Source organism: Stappia sp. P2PMeth1 (assembly GCF_900185735.1).
GTDB lineage: Bacteria > Pseudomonadota > Alphaproteobacteria > Rhizobiales > Stappiaceae > Stappia.
Window position 1 is genome coordinate 135,377 of record NZ_FYAW01000021.1, and the last position, 15,844, is coordinate 151,220.

Annotated in this window: 13 protein-coding genes and 1 tRNA gene; 5 read left to right on the forward strand and 9 right to left on the reverse strand. The window is 68.4% G+C overall.

The features are described 5' to 3' along the window. Window positions 1–4,189: 4,189 nt before the first annotated feature. Both P2PM1_RS25820 and P2PM1_RS14415 read right to left on the reverse strand, forming a co-directional pair. Window positions 4,190–4,312, reverse strand: a complete 123-nt coding sequence (locus tag P2PM1_RS25820) for a type I restriction enzyme endonuclease domain-containing protein (protein ID WP_186395256.1) — start codon at window positions 4,310–4,312, stop codon at window positions 4,190–4,192. Window positions 4,313–4,845: 533 nt separating this feature from the next. Next, a tRNA-Ser gene (locus tag P2PM1_RS14415) sits at window positions 4,846–4,936 on the reverse strand. Between the two features lie 489 nt (window positions 4,937–5,425). Between P2PM1_RS14415 and P2PM1_RS14420 the strand changes: the two genes are divergently transcribed. Both P2PM1_RS14420 and P2PM1_RS14425 read left to right on the forward strand, forming a co-directional pair. Then, a complete protein-coding gene (locus P2PM1_RS14420; RefSeq protein ID WP_186399529.1) occupies window positions 5,426–6,151 on the forward strand; it encodes a LuxR family transcriptional regulator in 726 nt (241 codons plus the stop codon). 177 nt (window positions 6,152–6,328) lie between these two features. Beyond that, entirely contained in the window at window positions 6,329–6,595 is a 267-nt protein-coding gene (locus tag P2PM1_RS14425; protein ID WP_186399530.1) for a hypothetical protein, read from the forward strand. A 196-nt stretch (window positions 6,596–6,791) separates the two neighbouring features. Here P2PM1_RS14425 and P2PM1_RS14430 read toward each other — a convergent pair whose 3' ends face one another. Continuing rightward, window positions 6,792–7,061 carry a hypothetical protein gene (locus P2PM1_RS14430; protein ID WP_186389213.1) on the reverse strand — a complete coding sequence of 90 codons (270 nt, stop codon included), beginning with the start codon at window positions 7,059–7,061 and terminating at the stop codon, window positions 6,792–6,794. 218 nt (window positions 7,062–7,279) lie between these two features. Here P2PM1_RS14430 and P2PM1_RS14435 point away from each other — a divergent pair, with 218 nt between their 5' ends. From P2PM1_RS14435 to P2PM1_RS14445, 3 genes are read left to right on the forward strand one after another with little or no spacing between them, the layout of a single operon-like run. After that, window positions 7,280–7,492 carry a hypothetical protein gene (locus tag P2PM1_RS14435; RefSeq protein ID WP_186399531.1) on the forward strand — a complete coding sequence of 71 codons (213 nt, stop codon included), beginning with the start codon at window positions 7,280–7,282 and terminating at the stop codon, window positions 7,490–7,492. Further along, on the forward strand, window positions 7,489–7,989 hold the full coding sequence (locus P2PM1_RS14440) for a DUF2147 domain-containing protein (RefSeq protein WP_208985284.1): 501 nt from the start codon (window positions 7,489–7,491) through the stop codon (window positions 7,987–7,989). Before P2PM1_RS14435 ends, P2PM1_RS14440 begins: the two co-directional genes overlap by 4 nt. Continuing rightward, entirely contained in the window at window positions 7,935–8,435 is a 501-nt protein-coding gene (locus P2PM1_RS14445; protein ID WP_186399532.1) for a DUF2147 domain-containing protein, read from the forward strand. The genes P2PM1_RS14440 and P2PM1_RS14445 overlap by 55 nt, the downstream gene beginning before the upstream one ends. 41 nt (window positions 8,436–8,476) lie before the next feature. Here the strand turns inward: P2PM1_RS14445 and P2PM1_RS14450 are convergent, their stop codons facing one another. The 6 genes from P2PM1_RS14450 to P2PM1_RS14475 all read right to left on the reverse strand — a co-directional run bounded on the left by P2PM1_RS14450 (window position 8,477) and on the right by P2PM1_RS14475 (window position 15,195). After that, entirely contained in the window at window positions 8,477–9,190 is a 714-nt protein-coding gene (locus tag P2PM1_RS14450) for a glutathione S-transferase N-terminal domain-containing protein (RefSeq protein ID WP_186399533.1), read from the reverse strand. Window positions 9,191–9,333: 143 nt separating this feature from the next. Beyond that, entirely contained in the window at window positions 9,334–10,020 is a 687-nt protein-coding gene (locus tag P2PM1_RS14455) for a class I SAM-dependent methyltransferase (protein ID WP_186399534.1), read from the reverse strand. Continuing rightward, window positions 10,017–11,276 carry a DUF3419 family protein gene (locus P2PM1_RS14460; RefSeq protein WP_186399535.1) on the reverse strand — a complete coding sequence of 420 codons (1,260 nt, stop codon included), beginning with the start codon at window positions 11,274–11,276 and terminating at the stop codon, window positions 10,017–10,019. The genes P2PM1_RS14455 and P2PM1_RS14460 overlap by 4 nt, the downstream gene beginning before the upstream one ends. A 103-nt stretch (window positions 11,277–11,379) precedes the next feature. Then, the gene (mdoH, locus tag P2PM1_RS14465; RefSeq protein WP_186399536.1) at window positions 11,380–13,182 is read right to left on the reverse strand and encodes a glucans biosynthesis glucosyltransferase MdoH; all 1,803 of its coding nucleotides are present in this window, start codon (window positions 13,180–13,182) and stop codon (window positions 11,380–11,382) included. A 31-nt stretch (window positions 13,183–13,213) separates the two neighbouring features. Continuing rightward, window positions 13,214–13,588 carry a hypothetical protein gene (locus tag P2PM1_RS14470; RefSeq protein ID WP_186399537.1) on the reverse strand — a complete coding sequence of 125 codons (375 nt, stop codon included), beginning with the start codon at window positions 13,586–13,588 and terminating at the stop codon, window positions 13,214–13,216. Beyond that, on the reverse strand, window positions 13,585–15,195 hold the full coding sequence (locus tag P2PM1_RS14475) for a glucan biosynthesis protein (protein WP_186399538.1): 1,611 nt from the start codon (window positions 15,193–15,195) through the stop codon (window positions 13,585–13,587). Before P2PM1_RS14475 ends, P2PM1_RS14470 begins: the two co-directional genes overlap by 4 nt. Between the last annotated feature and the right edge of the window lie 649 nt (window positions 15,196–15,844).

Consider the following 15,844-nt stretch of genomic DNA (forward strand, 5'->3'; position numbering starts at 1 on the left):
GGCTCGGGACGCTCGAGCACCAGTGGTGCGAACAGACCGTCCTCGCCGCCCTGTTCGGCCGAACGACCCTCTTGCAAGACGATCTTCTCTCGCCGGTCGGGCCGAACGGCGAACTCTCGTGCCGCCTCGTCTGCCCGACCTTCACTCCGGTCCGCCACAAGTCATCGAAGGCGGCGCGGGACGCGCGCGCCCGCCACGGCGACGAGACGATCGACGGCACGCCCTATCTCCGGTTCTACCTGCAACTGCTGACCCATTTGGCGCGGCAGGCGGTGAGCGGGCCCCCTGCCGGTGCCAGGCTCGGCGCCGTGCTGCGCGACCTCACCGCCCAGGAGATCGCCCTTGACGGTCTTTACGGGGCGCTGCTGACCGGCTCGCTCAACGCCTCGCTCGACGGACTGGAGAAGGAATGGCGGTCGTGGTGGGAACGTTGGCAGCAGAGCCCGCCGCACCGGCTGGCGCGGTTCGAGCGGTTCGCGGCCGATCGGTCCCTTGCCAGAGAATTCGCGAAACAGCGTCTCGTCCTGCCGCGGCGCTTCATCCGTTACCGCGTCGACAGCGTGATCACGGATCTGACGAAGGCGGACTCGCGCGTGGCCGCCCGCTGGCCGGACCCGCAAGCGATTGAGAACCAGAAGACCCTTGCAAGGCAACTCAGGGACTTGAACGTCACCGGCGTACGGGCCGCCGACACGTTCCTGCGCGCGGTCTATCTGCAGCGCTGCAAGGACGAACGCGCCGGTCGGCTGAGTCCGGGCCGGCGCTTCTACACGATCTGCGCCCATCGCGGTCTCGGCAAGGGCTGCCTTCTGTCGACCATGAGCACCGGGCTCGGCCTGTCGGCCTATATCCGAGCCGCCTGGCCGAAGCGCGGGCTCGTCCTGCCCGGCACGGCGCGACTGATGCGGCCGGCCTATTTCGGCGCGATCTTCATCAATCTCAGCTTCTCGACCGAAATCGCCTCGGTCTATGACATGCTGATCGACGCGCTGGAGGACCTGACCGACGACATGGCGCGCATCCGTCCCGGTTTGGCCGCCTACAGCTTAATTCGAGCCGAATTCTACGCCGAATTGAATCAAAGTCTGGCCAATGACACCGCAAGACGGGCGTTTCGTCGCGCGCGTGAAACCGGGAACCGCGCCGACGACGAGGGCGCGCTGGACGGCATCGCCCGCATGGTCCACCTGCGCAATGTGATCGCTGCCTTCGCCGCGACGAGTTCGGCCTTCCAGCGCGCACCCTCGAACAGGCTCGGCCTGCAACCGCGCGTGCTCGTCTATATCAACGGGGTCGAACTGCTCGTCGAGCGCAACGGCCGGGCCAAGAATGCCGAGATCCACGATGTTCTCGCCTATCTGATGTCGGAGGAGGCCCGCGATATCCCCTTCGACGTGATCGCAACCGGCGCGGAGACCGGGCTTGGCGAGTTGTGGCGCATGCGCGCGCCGGGGCGGAAGGCGCGGATGCGGGCGAGCCCGGATCGGCCGCCGGCGCCGGCGTTGCATCCGGTTCGCATCGACTCGCCGGCCATCAACGCCCGCGGCCAGGCGAGCGTGCAGCAGCGCGCCGTTACGTCCGGAATCCCGTTCGGCACAGGCAAACGGAAAGCGACAAGCGACCGGACGAATCTCGTCCATTTCGCCCGGCCGATGAAGACGACGAACTTCCTCGTCGACAATTTCTTCCTGCTGGCAAGCGCCTTGTTTGTCATGAACGCGCACGGATCGCGGCACTATGCCGGCATTCGCGAGGATCTTGCAAAGCTGACGACGGCGGGAGCGGTTCGCAGAGCCGGTTTGAAGCGTGACCAGGCTTGGGCGACCCCGAAACCCGAGCAGCTTGTCCATAGCCTTGCGGAAAGTTGGGCAACCGTCGAGAGCGCCGTTGCCCGGCGGATGGTCATCGTTCTCAGGCGCAATTCCGGTCGCGGTCGAAACAAAAAACACAGGCGGGAAACGCTCGTGCCGATGATGCGCCGCATCATGCTCAAGCGTTACAACTCCGTGTCCGACCCCTCCGAACGCGAATGGCGGGAGATCCGCCGGCATCTCGGCGCCAACCGCTTCTGCATGACGCTGCTGCTCGCCGCGGCCCAGCGCATCGTGCTGCGCGAGAAGACCTTGCTGGAGGGCGCGCGCCGGGCCGAGGCCTTCATCTTCAACACCGTCAACGAGATCCGCAATGTCAGCGTCGAGCAGCGCGAGCAGACCGTGCTGCAGGCCGTGCTCGATGCCTATGCCCGGTTCCACACGATCGGCGACCCGGAAAACGACATCGAACTGCACCAGAAGCTGCTGCGCAGCCTCGCCGTCATCGGCTCCCCGGTCAGCGCCAACGTTCTCGTGCGCCTGCCCGACATCCGCGCCTATTTCCGCAATGCCAAGACCGAATTCAACGTCAGTCGCCGGCGGACCGTGTCGCGGGCGCTTCACACGCTGGCGCTACGCGGCCTGTGCTTCCGGCTGCACCCGCATCCGCAGGTGAACCGGCCCCTTGCCTCCGGCGGCGCGGCACAGGGTCCGGCGAAGCGACCCGGCGACTGGCCGCCGCAACACGAATACCGCTTCGCGCTCCACCGCATCGTCCAGCATTACGGCGTTTCCAAGCTCGGCAGCGGCACGGCCGATCCGGTCGCGATCAACAGCTTCTCGCCCTCGCTCTATGCCTCGATGCCCGCGGGCCTGCCACGGCTCACCCACGAGGCCTACGAATACCTGCGCGGCCTGCTGGTCGGCCTGTCGCAATATCCCGACATCCCGCATTCGGAGCAGCGGTTCGAGCCGTGGATCTTCTCGACCGACGACCACAACACCCGCGTCGAGGCGCTGCGCGCGGCGCTGACCATGGTGCGCTCCACCTTCTCGATCGCCGTGGTCTCGCGCTTCGAGGACTACAAGAGCCTTCCGGCAAGCCGGGCGGCGCGCAAGCGCGGCTATTTCGAGACCTACAAGGTCCGCCTGCGCTGGATCATCCGCAAGGCCTGGGAACTGCTCGACGTCAACGACCTGAAGGGGGCGATCGCCAGGCAGACCAACCGGGGAAGCGGCAACACTGTCGATCTGCAGACCGACTTTCGCGCCTACCGGCCCGATCTCGACTGGCCGAAGATGAATGCGCTCTACCGCGACGAGATCGTCTGGCTCTACAACGAGGCGGGGCTGACCTGCCTGGTCCAGGGCAACCTGACCGATGCCGTCGCGCTGCTGCGTCAGGCGATCGAATTCAACCGCGGCATCGACGGCCGCGAAAACACCGGACGCCAGCACAACCGCATTTCGCTCAATCTCGCCATCGTCCAGATCGAACGCGGCCGGCTCAGCGCCGCGCAGCGGCGGCTGCGCCAGATCCGCGACGCGGAGGACGTGCGGGGCGACCGTGTCTTCAAGCTGGCGACGGGCTATCTCGGCCTCATCGACCACCTGATGGGCAATGTCGGCAAGGCGGAGTGTCAATATGGCGAGGCGATCGACTGGTGCCGCCAGGACGACGACATGCGCGGCGCCGCCGTGTTCTTGAACCACAAGGCCCGCCTGGTCGCGGCCCGCGACCCGGACGAGAGCCTGCGGCTGCTGCGCGAGGCGCGCCAGTTCGCCGACACGGGCGGTCACGAGGACGTCCGCCGCCACATCGTCCTGTCGGACATCCGCATCAGGATGCTGACGCCCGTCGGCGAGCGGCCGAGCGCGGAGATCGCCATGCAGCGGCTGCGCGAGGTGGAGGACTATGCCGACCTGATGGGCGCGCCCTCGCTCGCCTGCGAGGCCTTGCACCTGCGCGCCCGCATCCTGCTGCAGAACGGCGAGGCCTCGACCGCCGGCAAGCTGCTCATCCGATCCATGGCGATCGCCCGACGCAATGCCATGCACCTGCGCCTCAACAGCGCCATCACCAGCTATGCCCTGTCGCTGCTGCATCGCGGCCGGTCGCTGCCGGCCGAGCGCCTGCTCTACGCCAGCCTCGAGATGGCCAAGCGGTCGCGCTACAACAGCGAGATCGCACGGGTGCTGCGCGAGTTGGAAAGGCCGGAATTCCTCGACGGCAAGGGCGGCCGTGGCGGGTGAGACGCCGGTGCCGGCTGTTCATCGCTCCCTTTCATGGCGTGCGGTTCCGTCTGTCCGCCGCCGGCGCCATGCATCCTGACCGCATCCGCAACCGGCCGGACGCACAGGCGCCACCAAGTCTCGCGTCACGCCCACTGCGCAGAATGCGCTTCCGCCTGTCGAAGAACCGTTTGCACCGCTGCATCCTGGAGATCGGGCGGGTTGCCGTGCTTGCGCCGAAGGCGCTTCACCAGAACGCGCAGGCCCATCCGAGCTCATGCGAGGCCCCGACTGGAGCGAAGCCCGAAGGGCGGCAGCGCGAAGTCAGAGAATGGCGGAGAGAGAGGACGAAGTCCGAACTCGGAGCCCAGCGGGCGACTGCCCGCCGGCCGGTCAGGCCGCCCCAGCGGGGGCGTCGAGCGAAGCGAGACTGCCGTGAGCGAAAGAATGGCGGAGCATCGCGCAGACAGTCCGAACCCGCAGGGTTCGCAAGGCCAAGGGCCGTCCGAGCTCATGCGAGGCCCCGACTGGAGCGAGCCCGAAGGGCGACAGCGCGAAGTCAGAGAATGGCGGAGAGAGAGGACGAAGTCCGAACTCGGAGCCAGGAGCGCGACGGCGCGACCGGCCGAAAGGCCGCCCCAGCGGAGGCGCCGAGCGAAGCGAGACTGCCGTGAGCGAAAGAATGGCGGAGCATCGCGCAGACAGTCCGAACCCGCAGGGTTCGCAAGGCCAAGGGCCGTCCGAGCTCATGCGAGGCCCCGACTGGAGCGAGCCCGAAGGGCGACAGCGCGAAGTCAGAGAATGGCGGAGAGGATGGGATTCGAACCCACGAGACGCTTTTGACGCCTACTCCCTTAGCAGGGGAGCGCCTTCGACCACTCGGCCACCTCTCCGTGCCGCCCTTTTCGAGGATTTGCGAGCATTTGGCAAGACGGGAAGTTGCGCTTTTGCCCGCCGCCTCGCCCTGCCAGCCGAAATCCGCGTTCCGCTGGTCGAGGTTTCCACAGGCAAAGGGCGGCCCGGCCCAGGCTGGCGGGCGATCATCGCGTCTTTCGACCTTGTCGAGACGAAAAATCTATTTCCGTCGTCGGTCGGTCCGATCTGAACTTGTCGGAACCGGGACCCTGGGCTTCCGCCTCGCGCGGGCTCCTGCTCGTCTTTGCGGGAACCGGGGGACAGTCGATTTTCAAGACCGAGCCATTCATTGAACAGGTTCATGACAAAAGCACCGTTGGCCGTGGCCGCCCCTTTCGAGAGATCCTTGCACCGCGCGATGCCCAGCCTGCACACGGCCAGCCTGCACACGGCCAGCCTGCACAGGGCCTGCCCGCGCGCGATCCGATTGACCGTTTTCGCCGCCGGCCAGGCGGCAGGGACAGCCCGTGAAAGCCGACGACCTTCTCGCCCATCTTGACCGGATCCGGCACGCCGGCACGCCGGACGAGGTGGGCGCCCGGCTCGCCGCGGCCACCGCAGGCTTCGGCATCGACCGCGCGCTGTGCGGCCTTGTGCCCCTCCCCGCCACTCCGCCGGCCGAGGCGCGCAGGGCCATCTTCTTCGGCAACTGGCCCTCCGGCTGGCTGGAGCGCTACGTCGCCCGCCGCTATGCCGAGATCGACCCGGTGATCGCCCGCGTCCTGCGCGCCGACCGTCTGTTCGGCTGGCGCGAGGCGTGTGCGGATGCGGATCGGATGGCCCTTGCCCGGCAGATGATGGGCGAGGCGCGCGAGCATGGGCTCTCGGACGGCTTCGCCCTGCCCTTCGCCAATGGCGCCGGCCGGCGCGGCAGCATCTCGCTGAGCGGCGAGCGGATCGAGCTTGCCCCCGCCCGACGACCCGCGCTGGCGCTGCTGGCGGCCTCGGCCGCCGATCGCGCCGCCGCCCTGCTGGAAACGCCGGCGGCGCTGCCGCTCGCCCCGCTGACGCAGCGCGAGCGCGATTGCCTGTCATGGGCGGCGGAGGGCAAGACCGAGTGGGAAACCGCCATCATTCTGGACATCGCCCCGAAAACGGTCGAAAGCCACTTTGCCGCCGCCCGCCGCAAGTTGAACGCCGCGAACAAGACACATCTCGTAGCCAAGGCCTTCCGCCTTGGGATAATCGACTGAACGACACACCGACAGAACGGCGCAGGGGCGCAGGGTCGCTGGCCGTGTCAATCCGGGAAACCCATGATGGCGACCCGGCAGGACCTTGCGAGACTCGCAAGCGGCACGCAACACGGGACCAGCCGGCTGCGAACGGGAGCCGGAGGGAGCGCGCCAGCGCGCGAAAGGAGAGACCGGATGGACAAGAGGAAGGGACGCAACGACGCCCGACGGGAGATCATCGACCGCCTCGAAGGGGCGATCGCCCGGATCGCGCCGCATCCCGAACTGGTCGTGCTCGGCGGTCAACTGGCGGCGATCCGCGAGATCGCGGCTCTGGAACTCACCGGCGAGGACAGGGCGGAAGCAAGCCCGTCCACGGGCGCGCCCTCTGGCCGGCGGGAGGAAACGGCGCCCTCGTCCGCGCAGGCGCTACCGGGACAAAGCCCGCAAGAGAGCGAGTGAACGTCCGCTCGCCGGGTCCGGCAGGGGCCGGGAACCATCGGGGCAGGCCGCACGGCATCGGCGCGGCATCCTCCCCGGAGCGGGGGAAACAGGCTGCGGCGCGGGCGCAAAGGGACGGTCTGCGCTCACAGTGCCGCAGCCGGGTTGATCCTGTCGGCGGGAATGCCCCTCTCGCGGGGGCCTGCGCCACCGCGGATCAATGCAGCGACAGCCACTCGCGGGCCGCCCGCTGGGCATCGGCGATTTCGGTGCGCGTCATCTCGGTGGAAATTTCCTTGCGGTAGCGCACGGCGTCCTGGCTGCCCTTCACCGCCGCGATGTTGAACCACTTGTGCGCGGCGATCAGGTCGGCGGCGCCGTGGCGGCCGCAGGCGCAATCCAGTCCCATCTGCAGCAGGATATCGGGGCCGGCGGGCTGGCCGCCCATGATTGCGAGTTCGGGGGAACCCAGGTCCAAACGAGCCATGTCACACTCCTTGTCTGTCGTCTTTTCGGCCGGCGTCCTGCCGGCCCGTTGCCGATAGAAGATCCCGAAGCGACTGATCTTTCCCCGCAATCTTCATGTTCGAGTGTGCTGCCGGCCCTTCAACGTGCTCTTAAAATTTTCGCTTAACAGGAAGAAAACGAGACGAAAACAAGCGGTAAATTTTACGAGGGATTCACGAATTTCTCCGCGAAACGGCAATGAAATCAATCGTCTTTGAGTCAAATCCGGAAACGCACGGAAACCAACGGGTAACCTTGAAAGAACTTGGCCCGAAAATGCGCAAGGCGCGCGGCGGCAGAAAACCGCCGGCCTGCCGCTACGACACGACTGGTCAGGTGCCCGGCTCAGGCGTAGGTTACGTTTCCGTAAAGGGAATGCAAAAGATCCCTAAACAGTGGAGGAACCCATGATCGAAGCCGAAACGTCCCTGCCCCGTCTCCTGTCCCGTCCCCTGCCCCGTCTCCGGGCAGCGGCCGTCCTTGCTCTCCGTTCCGGTCCGGCCCTTGCGCTCGCCGCGGCAGCCGCCCTTGCCATGGTGCTGGCCGCGCCGCCGGCCCTGGCGGCCGAGGCCAACGGCATCTGGGCCCGCCCCGGCGGCAGTTCCCGCATCCAGATCGCGCCCTGCGGCGGCGCCCTGTGCGGCACGCTGGTCTGGCTGCGCGAACCGCGCAACGACACCAACAATCCGGACCCGGCCAGGCGCTCGCGGCCGCTGCTCGGCAGCCAGACCGTCTTCGGCATGGTCGCGGACGGGGGCGGACGCTGGAAGGGAAAGGTGTATAATGCCGAGGACGGCAAGACCTATAGCGGCATCATGACGCTCGTCGGCAACACGGGACTGAAGCTTGAAGGATGCGTACTCGGCGGACTGATCTGCAAGGGCGAGACCTGGCAACGGGTCAAGTAGCGCCCTTCCCCCATCGATGGCTTCTGGCCGGGGGACTGGCCCTGTTTTCCCTCGTCTCGCCCGCCAGCGCGGACGAGACGATCTTCGGCACCTGGCAGACGCCGGATGCCGGCATCGTGCGGATCGGCCCCTGCGGGGCGGCCCCTTGCGGGCTTCTCGTCGACTTTCCCCCGCCGCCCGGCACCACCCGGCAGACGGCAACCGACATCAACAACCGCGACGGCGCCAAGCGCGGCCGCAGGCTGCTGGACATGCCGGTGATCTGGGACATTGCCCCCGCCGCCGGCAAGGCCGGCACCTGGAGCGCCCGCGTCTACGACCCGCGCCGCGGCGTCACCGCCAACGCGACGGCGACGCTGAACGGTCGGGACCAGCTCACCTTGCGCGGCTGCGTGCGGGTGGTGGTGCAGTTCTGCGAGACGGAGGTGTGGCGCCGGACGAACTGATCCCCCCGGCGCCGTCGTCGAATGTGGGCGAATGTGGAAGGTCAGCGCGCGCGCTGGCCGAACAGCACCGACTGGGCGCCCTTGTCGTCGGCAAGGTTGAGCTGCTCGCGCATCTCCCGGCCGACCGCCAGCCCGCGCTCCACCGCCGGGCGCGCCTTCAGCGCCGCCAGCCAGCGGGCGACATTGGGGAAGTCCTTGTCCAGTTCCATGCCCTGGCGCTCCCAGCCGGTCGCCCAGCCGACGATCGCCATGTCGGCGATGGAGTATTCGTCGGCGACGAAATCGCGCCCGGCGAGCTGCTTGTCGAGCACGCCATAGAGCCGGTGGGTCTCGTTGAGATAGCGGTCCATGGCGTAGGGGAGCTTCTCCGGCGCATAGACGCGGAAATGGTGGTTCTGGCCCAGCATCGGACCGAAGCCGCCCATCTGCCACATCAGCCACTCGTCCACCTTGACGCGCTTGCGTTCGTCGGCCGGATAGAAGCGGCCGAACTTGCGCCCGAGATATTGCAGGATCGCGCCGGACTCGAACACCGAGATCGGCTCGCCGCCCGGCCCTTCCGGATCGACGATGGCCGGCATCCGGTTGTTCGGCGAGATCTTCAGGAACTCCGGCTTGAACTGGTCGCCGGCACCGATATTGACGTAATGCACCTGATAGGGAACGCCGAGTTCCTCCAGCAGGATCGTCACCTTCCAGCCGTTCGGTGTCGGCCAGTAATGCAGATCGATGGGCTTGGTCTGGGTGGCGGACATGCCTGTCATGCTCCATGGTCGTGGATGGCCGGGGCCCTGGAGCATCGCCCCGCAGGCCGCAGACGGCCGGTCGGAGAGGAACTTAAGGCTCCGCTGCGCCGAAACAACCATTCGCCTGTCCGCAGGCGAGCCGAACGGCGCGATCAGCTTCGCGCCACACCTGCCTTGAGATCGCCGATCACCGCGTAGCCGCCATGCAGGCGGCGGAAGCTTGCCTTGCCGCCGACGGCCGCCGCGCAGGCGGCAAGCGCCTCGCCCAGCTCCGCGCGCGGCGTCACGTGGAAGGCCGCCAGCCAGGCGCGGAAGGGCGCGCGCAGGAGGCCCGGCCAGGCCTCCATCATGCCGAAATCGACGAGATGCACCCCGCCGCCGGGCGCGAGCGCCCCGGCCCCGGCGACAAGCGCCTCGCGCCAGGGCGGGATCATCGACAGGCTGTAGGAGAAGAACACCCGGTCGAAGCGCGCAACGCCGAACAGCGCCTCTGTATCGAACGCCGTCGCATCGCCCTGCGCCACATGCACCCGGCCTTCGAGCCCGGCGCGGCGGATCGAGCCGCGGGCGCTCTCCAGCATCTGCGCCGAGATGTCGATGCCGAAGAACCGCGCCTGCGGGTGCCGGCGCGCCGCCAGCACCAGGTTGCGTGCCGTGCCGCAGCCCAGTTCCAGCACGGTGCCGCCCGGCGGCGGGGCGATCTCGTCGATCAGCCGGTCGCGGCCGAGCAGATAGTATTTGCGCGTCGCGTCATAGACATGCCGCTGCCAGCGGTAGATGCCGTCCATCAGCTCCGCGCCGCCGGAGGCCCCTGCCTCAGCCCCGTCCCGCACGGTCATGCCGCGTCGCGGATATAGAGGTGGAAGCCGCCATAGATCGACGAGCGGTCCATATAGCCGAGCTTGCGCGAGCGCTCCGCATCGTAGCGCCACTTCTCCAGGATCTCCGGCGCGACGCGGCCGGGCAGCAGGCTCGGCTCGGCCGCCGTGCGGAAGACGACGCGCGCGCCCGGACGGGCCGTGCGGGTGATCTCCGCCCACAGGGCGTTGAGCGCGCCGTCGGTCATCCAGTCCTGCGCATCCAGCAGGATGTAGCGGTCGACGCTCGCCTCTTCCTGCGCCGCCAGATAGTCGGTGAAGGAGCGGTTGACCACGCGCACCCGGTCTGCGCGGGCGCGGATCGCCTCGAAATGGTCGCGCCGCAGATAGGGCGGCAGCGGGCCTGACTCGTCGTTCGCATAGCCGCGGCCGAAGGCCTGCCAGGCGAAATAATTCTCCGACAGCGGGAAGTCGCAGGCCAGCCGCTCCAGCCGCTCGCGCAGCACCGCCGCCATGCCGCCGGTGCCGCTGCCGGCCAGCGCCTCGTATTGCGCCGGCGGAATGCCGAGCCCGTAGAGCGAGACGCGCTTCGACGTCGCCCAGCGGACCATCCGCTTGTCGAACAGCGGCGCCAGCGCCTTGTCGAAATAGGTGCGCTGTTCCTCCAGCGAGCGGGCGCGCAACATGTCCCTGGGGTCGATGCCATAGGCGCGGGCGACGAAATGGCCGGCGCCGATGAAATAGCCGAGCAGCCCGTGGTGATAGAGGTCGCGGGCGAACAGGGTGATGCGCTTGCGCCCCGTCAGGTCGCGCTTTTCCCAGTAGTCGCGGGTTTCCGGGTCGAGCCGCTCGCGCAGGAAGCGGTCATAGGCCTCGACATTGCCCTTCTCGTCCGCCTTGCCGAAAAAGCGGTAGAAGGCGTCGTGCCCCGGCAGGTGCTTGACCGCGGCGAGCTTCAGCCGGGTCAGTGCCACATGCGCGCGGTTGAGGTCGACGGCGGTAATGCTGGCCGGATCGGCCGTCAGGTAGGACAGCACGTTGCAGCCGCCCGAGGCGATGGTCACCACCTTGTGGTCGCGGCCGATCTCCAGCGCGTCCATGTCGATCTCGGGGTCTTCCCAGATCTGCGGATAGACCAGCCCCTTGAAGGCGAAGGTGAACAGCCGTTCCAGCGCGCCTTCCCCGGACAAGACCTTGTTGCGATGCACCGCCCGGCCGAGCAGCGCCCCCCGCCCCGCATTGACCGATTTCCTGTTCGACGCCTGACCCGACAGCATCACCACCTCCGACTCGCCTCAAGTTGCCTTGAAGTGAGCCGGGTAAGCCGTTCTCGTTACGGGATGATGACAGGCGGCGGCCGATGGCGCGCGGCGCCCCGTGTCAGGCGGCGCTGCGTGCGCTCCCGGCGATCGGCGGCGACCGGCGGTGGCCCGCGAGCGCGTGCGCAGCCGCCGCGATCAGCGGAACCTCCCGCCCTTCCTGCGGGGTCAGGAACACGCCGCGCCGGCGCGCCCGCGCGCCCGCCGAGGGCGATGCCGTCCACCAGATCACCAGCGGCGCCAGCACCAGGGGCAAGGCGATCGGCAGCAGCCAGACCAGAAGGTCGGCGGCGTAGTGATAGGCGAAGACCAGCGTCGCCATTCCGAACAGGACCATCCACCAGCTCGCCCTGGCGCTGGTCGCCAGATCGAGCGATCCGTCCTCCCGCTCGCTCGACGGCCAGCCGAAATCGGCTCCCGACAGCACCTGGAACACCGAGCGGCTCTGGAACATCATGTGGATGGGGGCGAGCAGCGAGGCGAGCAGCAGTTCGTAGAGCGCGGAGAGCGAGGCCCGCCCCGCACCGCCATACTCCTTCGCCCCGCCGGTCAGGACGGCGCGCAGCAGCAACAGCGCCTTGGGCAGGATCAGCAGCGCGACCACGCCGAACAGCAGCGCCAGCCCCTTTTCCGTCTCCGGATGGGGAAAGCGCGGAAACGGCGAGCCGGACACGAAATAGACCGGCGCCGGCGCGAACAGCGGCGCGGCGATGCTGGCCAGCAGGAACATCAGCCAGACCGGTGAGGCGAGATAGGCCATGATGCCCTGCAGCAGGTTGACCCGGCTCCAGAACGGCAGGCCGGGCGCCGCGAGGACCCGCGCGTGCTGCAGGTTGCCCTGGCACCAGCGCCGGTCGCGCTTGGCATATTCGATCAGGTTCGCCGGCGCTTCCTCGTAGGAGCCGTCGAGATCCGTATCGAGCCGCACCCGCCAGCCGCCGCGCGCCAGCATCGCCGCTTCCACCGTGTCGTGGGACAGGATCTCGCCGCCGAAGGGCGGCTTTCCGGCGAGCGCCGGAAGCCCGCAGGTCGCCGCGAAGGCGCGCGTGCGGATCAGCGCGTTATGGCCCCAGAACGGCCCCTGGCGCCCCTGCAGCGCCGCGACGCCGCGCGAGAACACCGGCGAGTAGAAATTCGCCGAGAACTGGATCATGCGTCCGAACAGCGTTTTGCGGCCGATGATGCGCGGCACTGTCTGCAGCAGGCCGAGATCGGGCACCGCCTCCATGCGCCGCACCATCTCGACGATCGTCTCGGCGCTCATCAGGCTGTCGGCGTCGAGCACCAGCATGTACTCGTAGGCGCCGCCGCTGGTCCGGATGAAGTCGGCGATGTTGCCGGCCTTGCGTCCGGTGTTCGGCGAGCGGTGGCGATAGTAGAGCCGCCCCGCCGCCGAAAGCTCCGCGACGGCCTGCCGATACAGCCGGCGCTCGTCCGCCGCCGCCTCCTCGCGGGTGGAGTCCGACAGGACATGGAAGTCGAAGCACTCCAGCGCGCCGATCTCGTCCAGCGCCCGGTACATCGCCTCGAGACGGGCGAAGACCGCATCCGCCGCCTCGTTGTAGACCGGGATCACGATCGCGGTGCGTCCCTTGGGGCGGCCGTTCCGGGCCGGCACCTCGTCGCTCGGAAAGATCAGTCCGAGAATGCCGATACAGGCGCCCCACGACAGCCACAGCGCACAGAAGGCGACAAGCGAGACCCGGACCACGTCGACCCAGTCGAACCCGTCGGCAACCGCCACCGAGCCGAACATGGCCGCAGCGGCGACCGTGAGGCCCAGCGTGAGTAGGATCGCCGCGGCCCGGCGCAGGCCGACGGCAAGGCTCTCGCGAAGCGAAGACGTCGAGACAGCCGGTTCCATCCGCCAGAGCCCTTTTCTGAAAATTCTGGTCTCAGCGCTCGCCGATGCGCCGGCGGGCAAACGCCCGCAGCGCGGCGAGCCGCGGCAGGACGGGCGGACGCTCGAGCATCTGCGTCGGCATCTGCAGCGGCGCCCTCGGTGCCGGCAGGCACAGCGAGGCGACCACCGACCGGTGCAGGGCCGCGTCGGCGCGTCCCTCAAAGAGGCGCTCGAGCAGGGCGTCCCGCCCCTCGCCTGCCGGATCTTGCGACAGGTGGCCGACGGCCTCGCTCACCGCCCGTTCCAGCGTCTCGTCGTCGAGGTCATGGCGGGAGAACTGGCGGCGCAACTCGCCAAGAAACGCCTGACGCGCTCCGGCCGGGTCCGGCCGGAACGCGGCTTCCGCGGAACCGGTGTCGGCGATCATCTCGTTTGTCCCCATTGATAGGTCCAGGTTTCGGAGAGGGTCTTGCCCTCGAGAACGAGTGCGGCGGACAGCTCGACCGGCTTGTCGGCGTCGGTCCGCCTGACATCAACGATGAGGCGCCACATATCGTTCCCCGCGATCTTGCTCAGAATCTTGTGGACCACCTCGCCATTGCTGAGGGAGAGGCGGACATCCATCGGCGCCTCCTCGCCCAGCCCGGCCAGGGTGTCGCCGCCGAAGTCGACCAGGAACTTGCGGGTGTCCTCGTCATGCGCCACGGCGGCGACCCCGCCATGGCCCGTGCGGGTGCGCAGCGCCCGCGCCAGCGGCACGTCGCCCTCCACGTCCAGCGCCCAGATCATGCGGTAGCGCAAGCGGTGTTCGGAGCCGGCCGTCAGGCCATTCTCCGGCATCCAGAAGGCGACGATATTGTCGTTCGCCTCCGAATCGGAGGGGATTTCGGCAAGCAGCACCGCGCCCTCGCCCCAGTCGCCGACCGGCTCGACCCAGACGGAGGGACGGCGCTCGTAATGCGCTTCCGTGTCCAGGTAGTTGTCGGCGTCGCGGTCGCGCTGCAACAGGCCGAAGCCGCGCGGATTGGTCTCGCCGAAGACGGAGAGCTGCAGCCGCGCCGGATTGGTCAGCGGCCGCCAGACGCGTTCGCCGCTGGCCCGCAGGATGGCGAGGCCGTCATTGTCGTGCACCTCCGGGCGGAAGTCGTCGAAGCCGGTCCGGTCGTTCTCGCCGAACAGATACATCGAGGTGAGCGGCGCAAGGCCCAGCCGCGAGACGTCGTCGCGCAGGAAGATCGCCGCCTCCACGTCGATCAGGGTTTCAGTGCCGGGAAGGATGGTGAAAGCATAGGCGCCCGACACGCGCGGGCTCTCCAGCTCGGCATAGAAGCGGATCTCGCGCGCATCCGTCTCCGGCCGCTCGATATAGAAGCGGCTGAAGCGCGGGAACTCCTCCGCGCTGCCCGCGGCCGTATCGACCGCAAGGCCGCGCGCCGACGCGCCGTAGACGGTGCCCCGCCCCAGCGCGCGGAAATAGCTGGCGCCGAGGAAGGTGATCAGCTCGTCGCGATAGTCGGTGCGGTTGAGCGGGTAATGCAGGCGGAAGCCGGCCGCGCCCGGAAAGGCGAACCCGTCGAAGACCGCCGGGTCGAGCGGCGGGCGATACTCGAAATCGCCGGCGGCAAAGCCCATCGGATAGGCTTGGCCCTCGACGATCTCGAACAGGTCGACCGTATGGGCGAAGACCCAGCCCGGATAGAACGCCTGCAGCTCGAAATTGCGCTTGTCGTCCTTCCACCGCGCATGGTCGGGCCGAAAGCGGATCGCGCGATGGGCGTCGTAGTCGAGCCCGGCGACCGCCTCCGGCAGATCCGCCGCCTTGTCGTTATAGGGCTCGGCCGCTCTCGCCTTCATCCGCGCGACCAGGGCCTCCCAGTCGAACGGCGTGCCGGCCGGCGCCCCGCCTGGGGCCGGCGCGCCCGCCTCCTGCGCGCCTGCCTCCTGCGCAAAGGCGGAAAAGGCGGTGCTGGCCATCAGGAAGGAGAGAAATCCGGCACTGGACGTCAGAAAGCGGCGCTTGTCGATTGTCGGCATGGGACCTGCTGGTACCTCGGAAACGGTTCTCGGGATCTGGCGAGACAGCGCAAGGACGCGCCCGGACCGGCCCTCGGGCCTTCCGGTCGCTCCGCGCACCCTGCCGCCATCCGTGCGAGCGGCCGGCCTGCCGGTTTCCGGCGGCTCGGCCTCCTGTGCAGGCGCAGCATGCGGCGCCTCTGCCGCACGAAGGCCCGCCCCTCACAACGTCAGGCGAGCAGGGCTATTTCACCAAGATATATGAGAGAAATCAGACGCAATCGCGGCAATCGGATGGCAGAGGCACTCCTCTCCCATCGGCCTTGCATATATTGCACCGCAAAATCGGACCTCGCAAGAGGCGCGTGAGGCGAGACGACACGGGGAGAGGGAGGAGCGCAGGAGGGCACGAGGCGGGACGGCGTCGCCACCTCCCCGGCTGTCATCCCGGCCGCAGGCGCAGCCGGAGCGCCGGGACCCATTGGCACCCTCAGCGGGTGTTTTGTCGCTCCCTCCCCTCCTTCGTCCTCCCGGACGGCGCGTCAGCGCCGAGCCGGGACCGGGGAGCCACGAACGTTCGTGGGGATGGCCGGGAGCGTTTCGGGCAGGCCCTCGGCTCGCCGGTCCCGGGTCGCGCTAGCGCGCGCCCGGGATGACGCAGGGAGAGGTC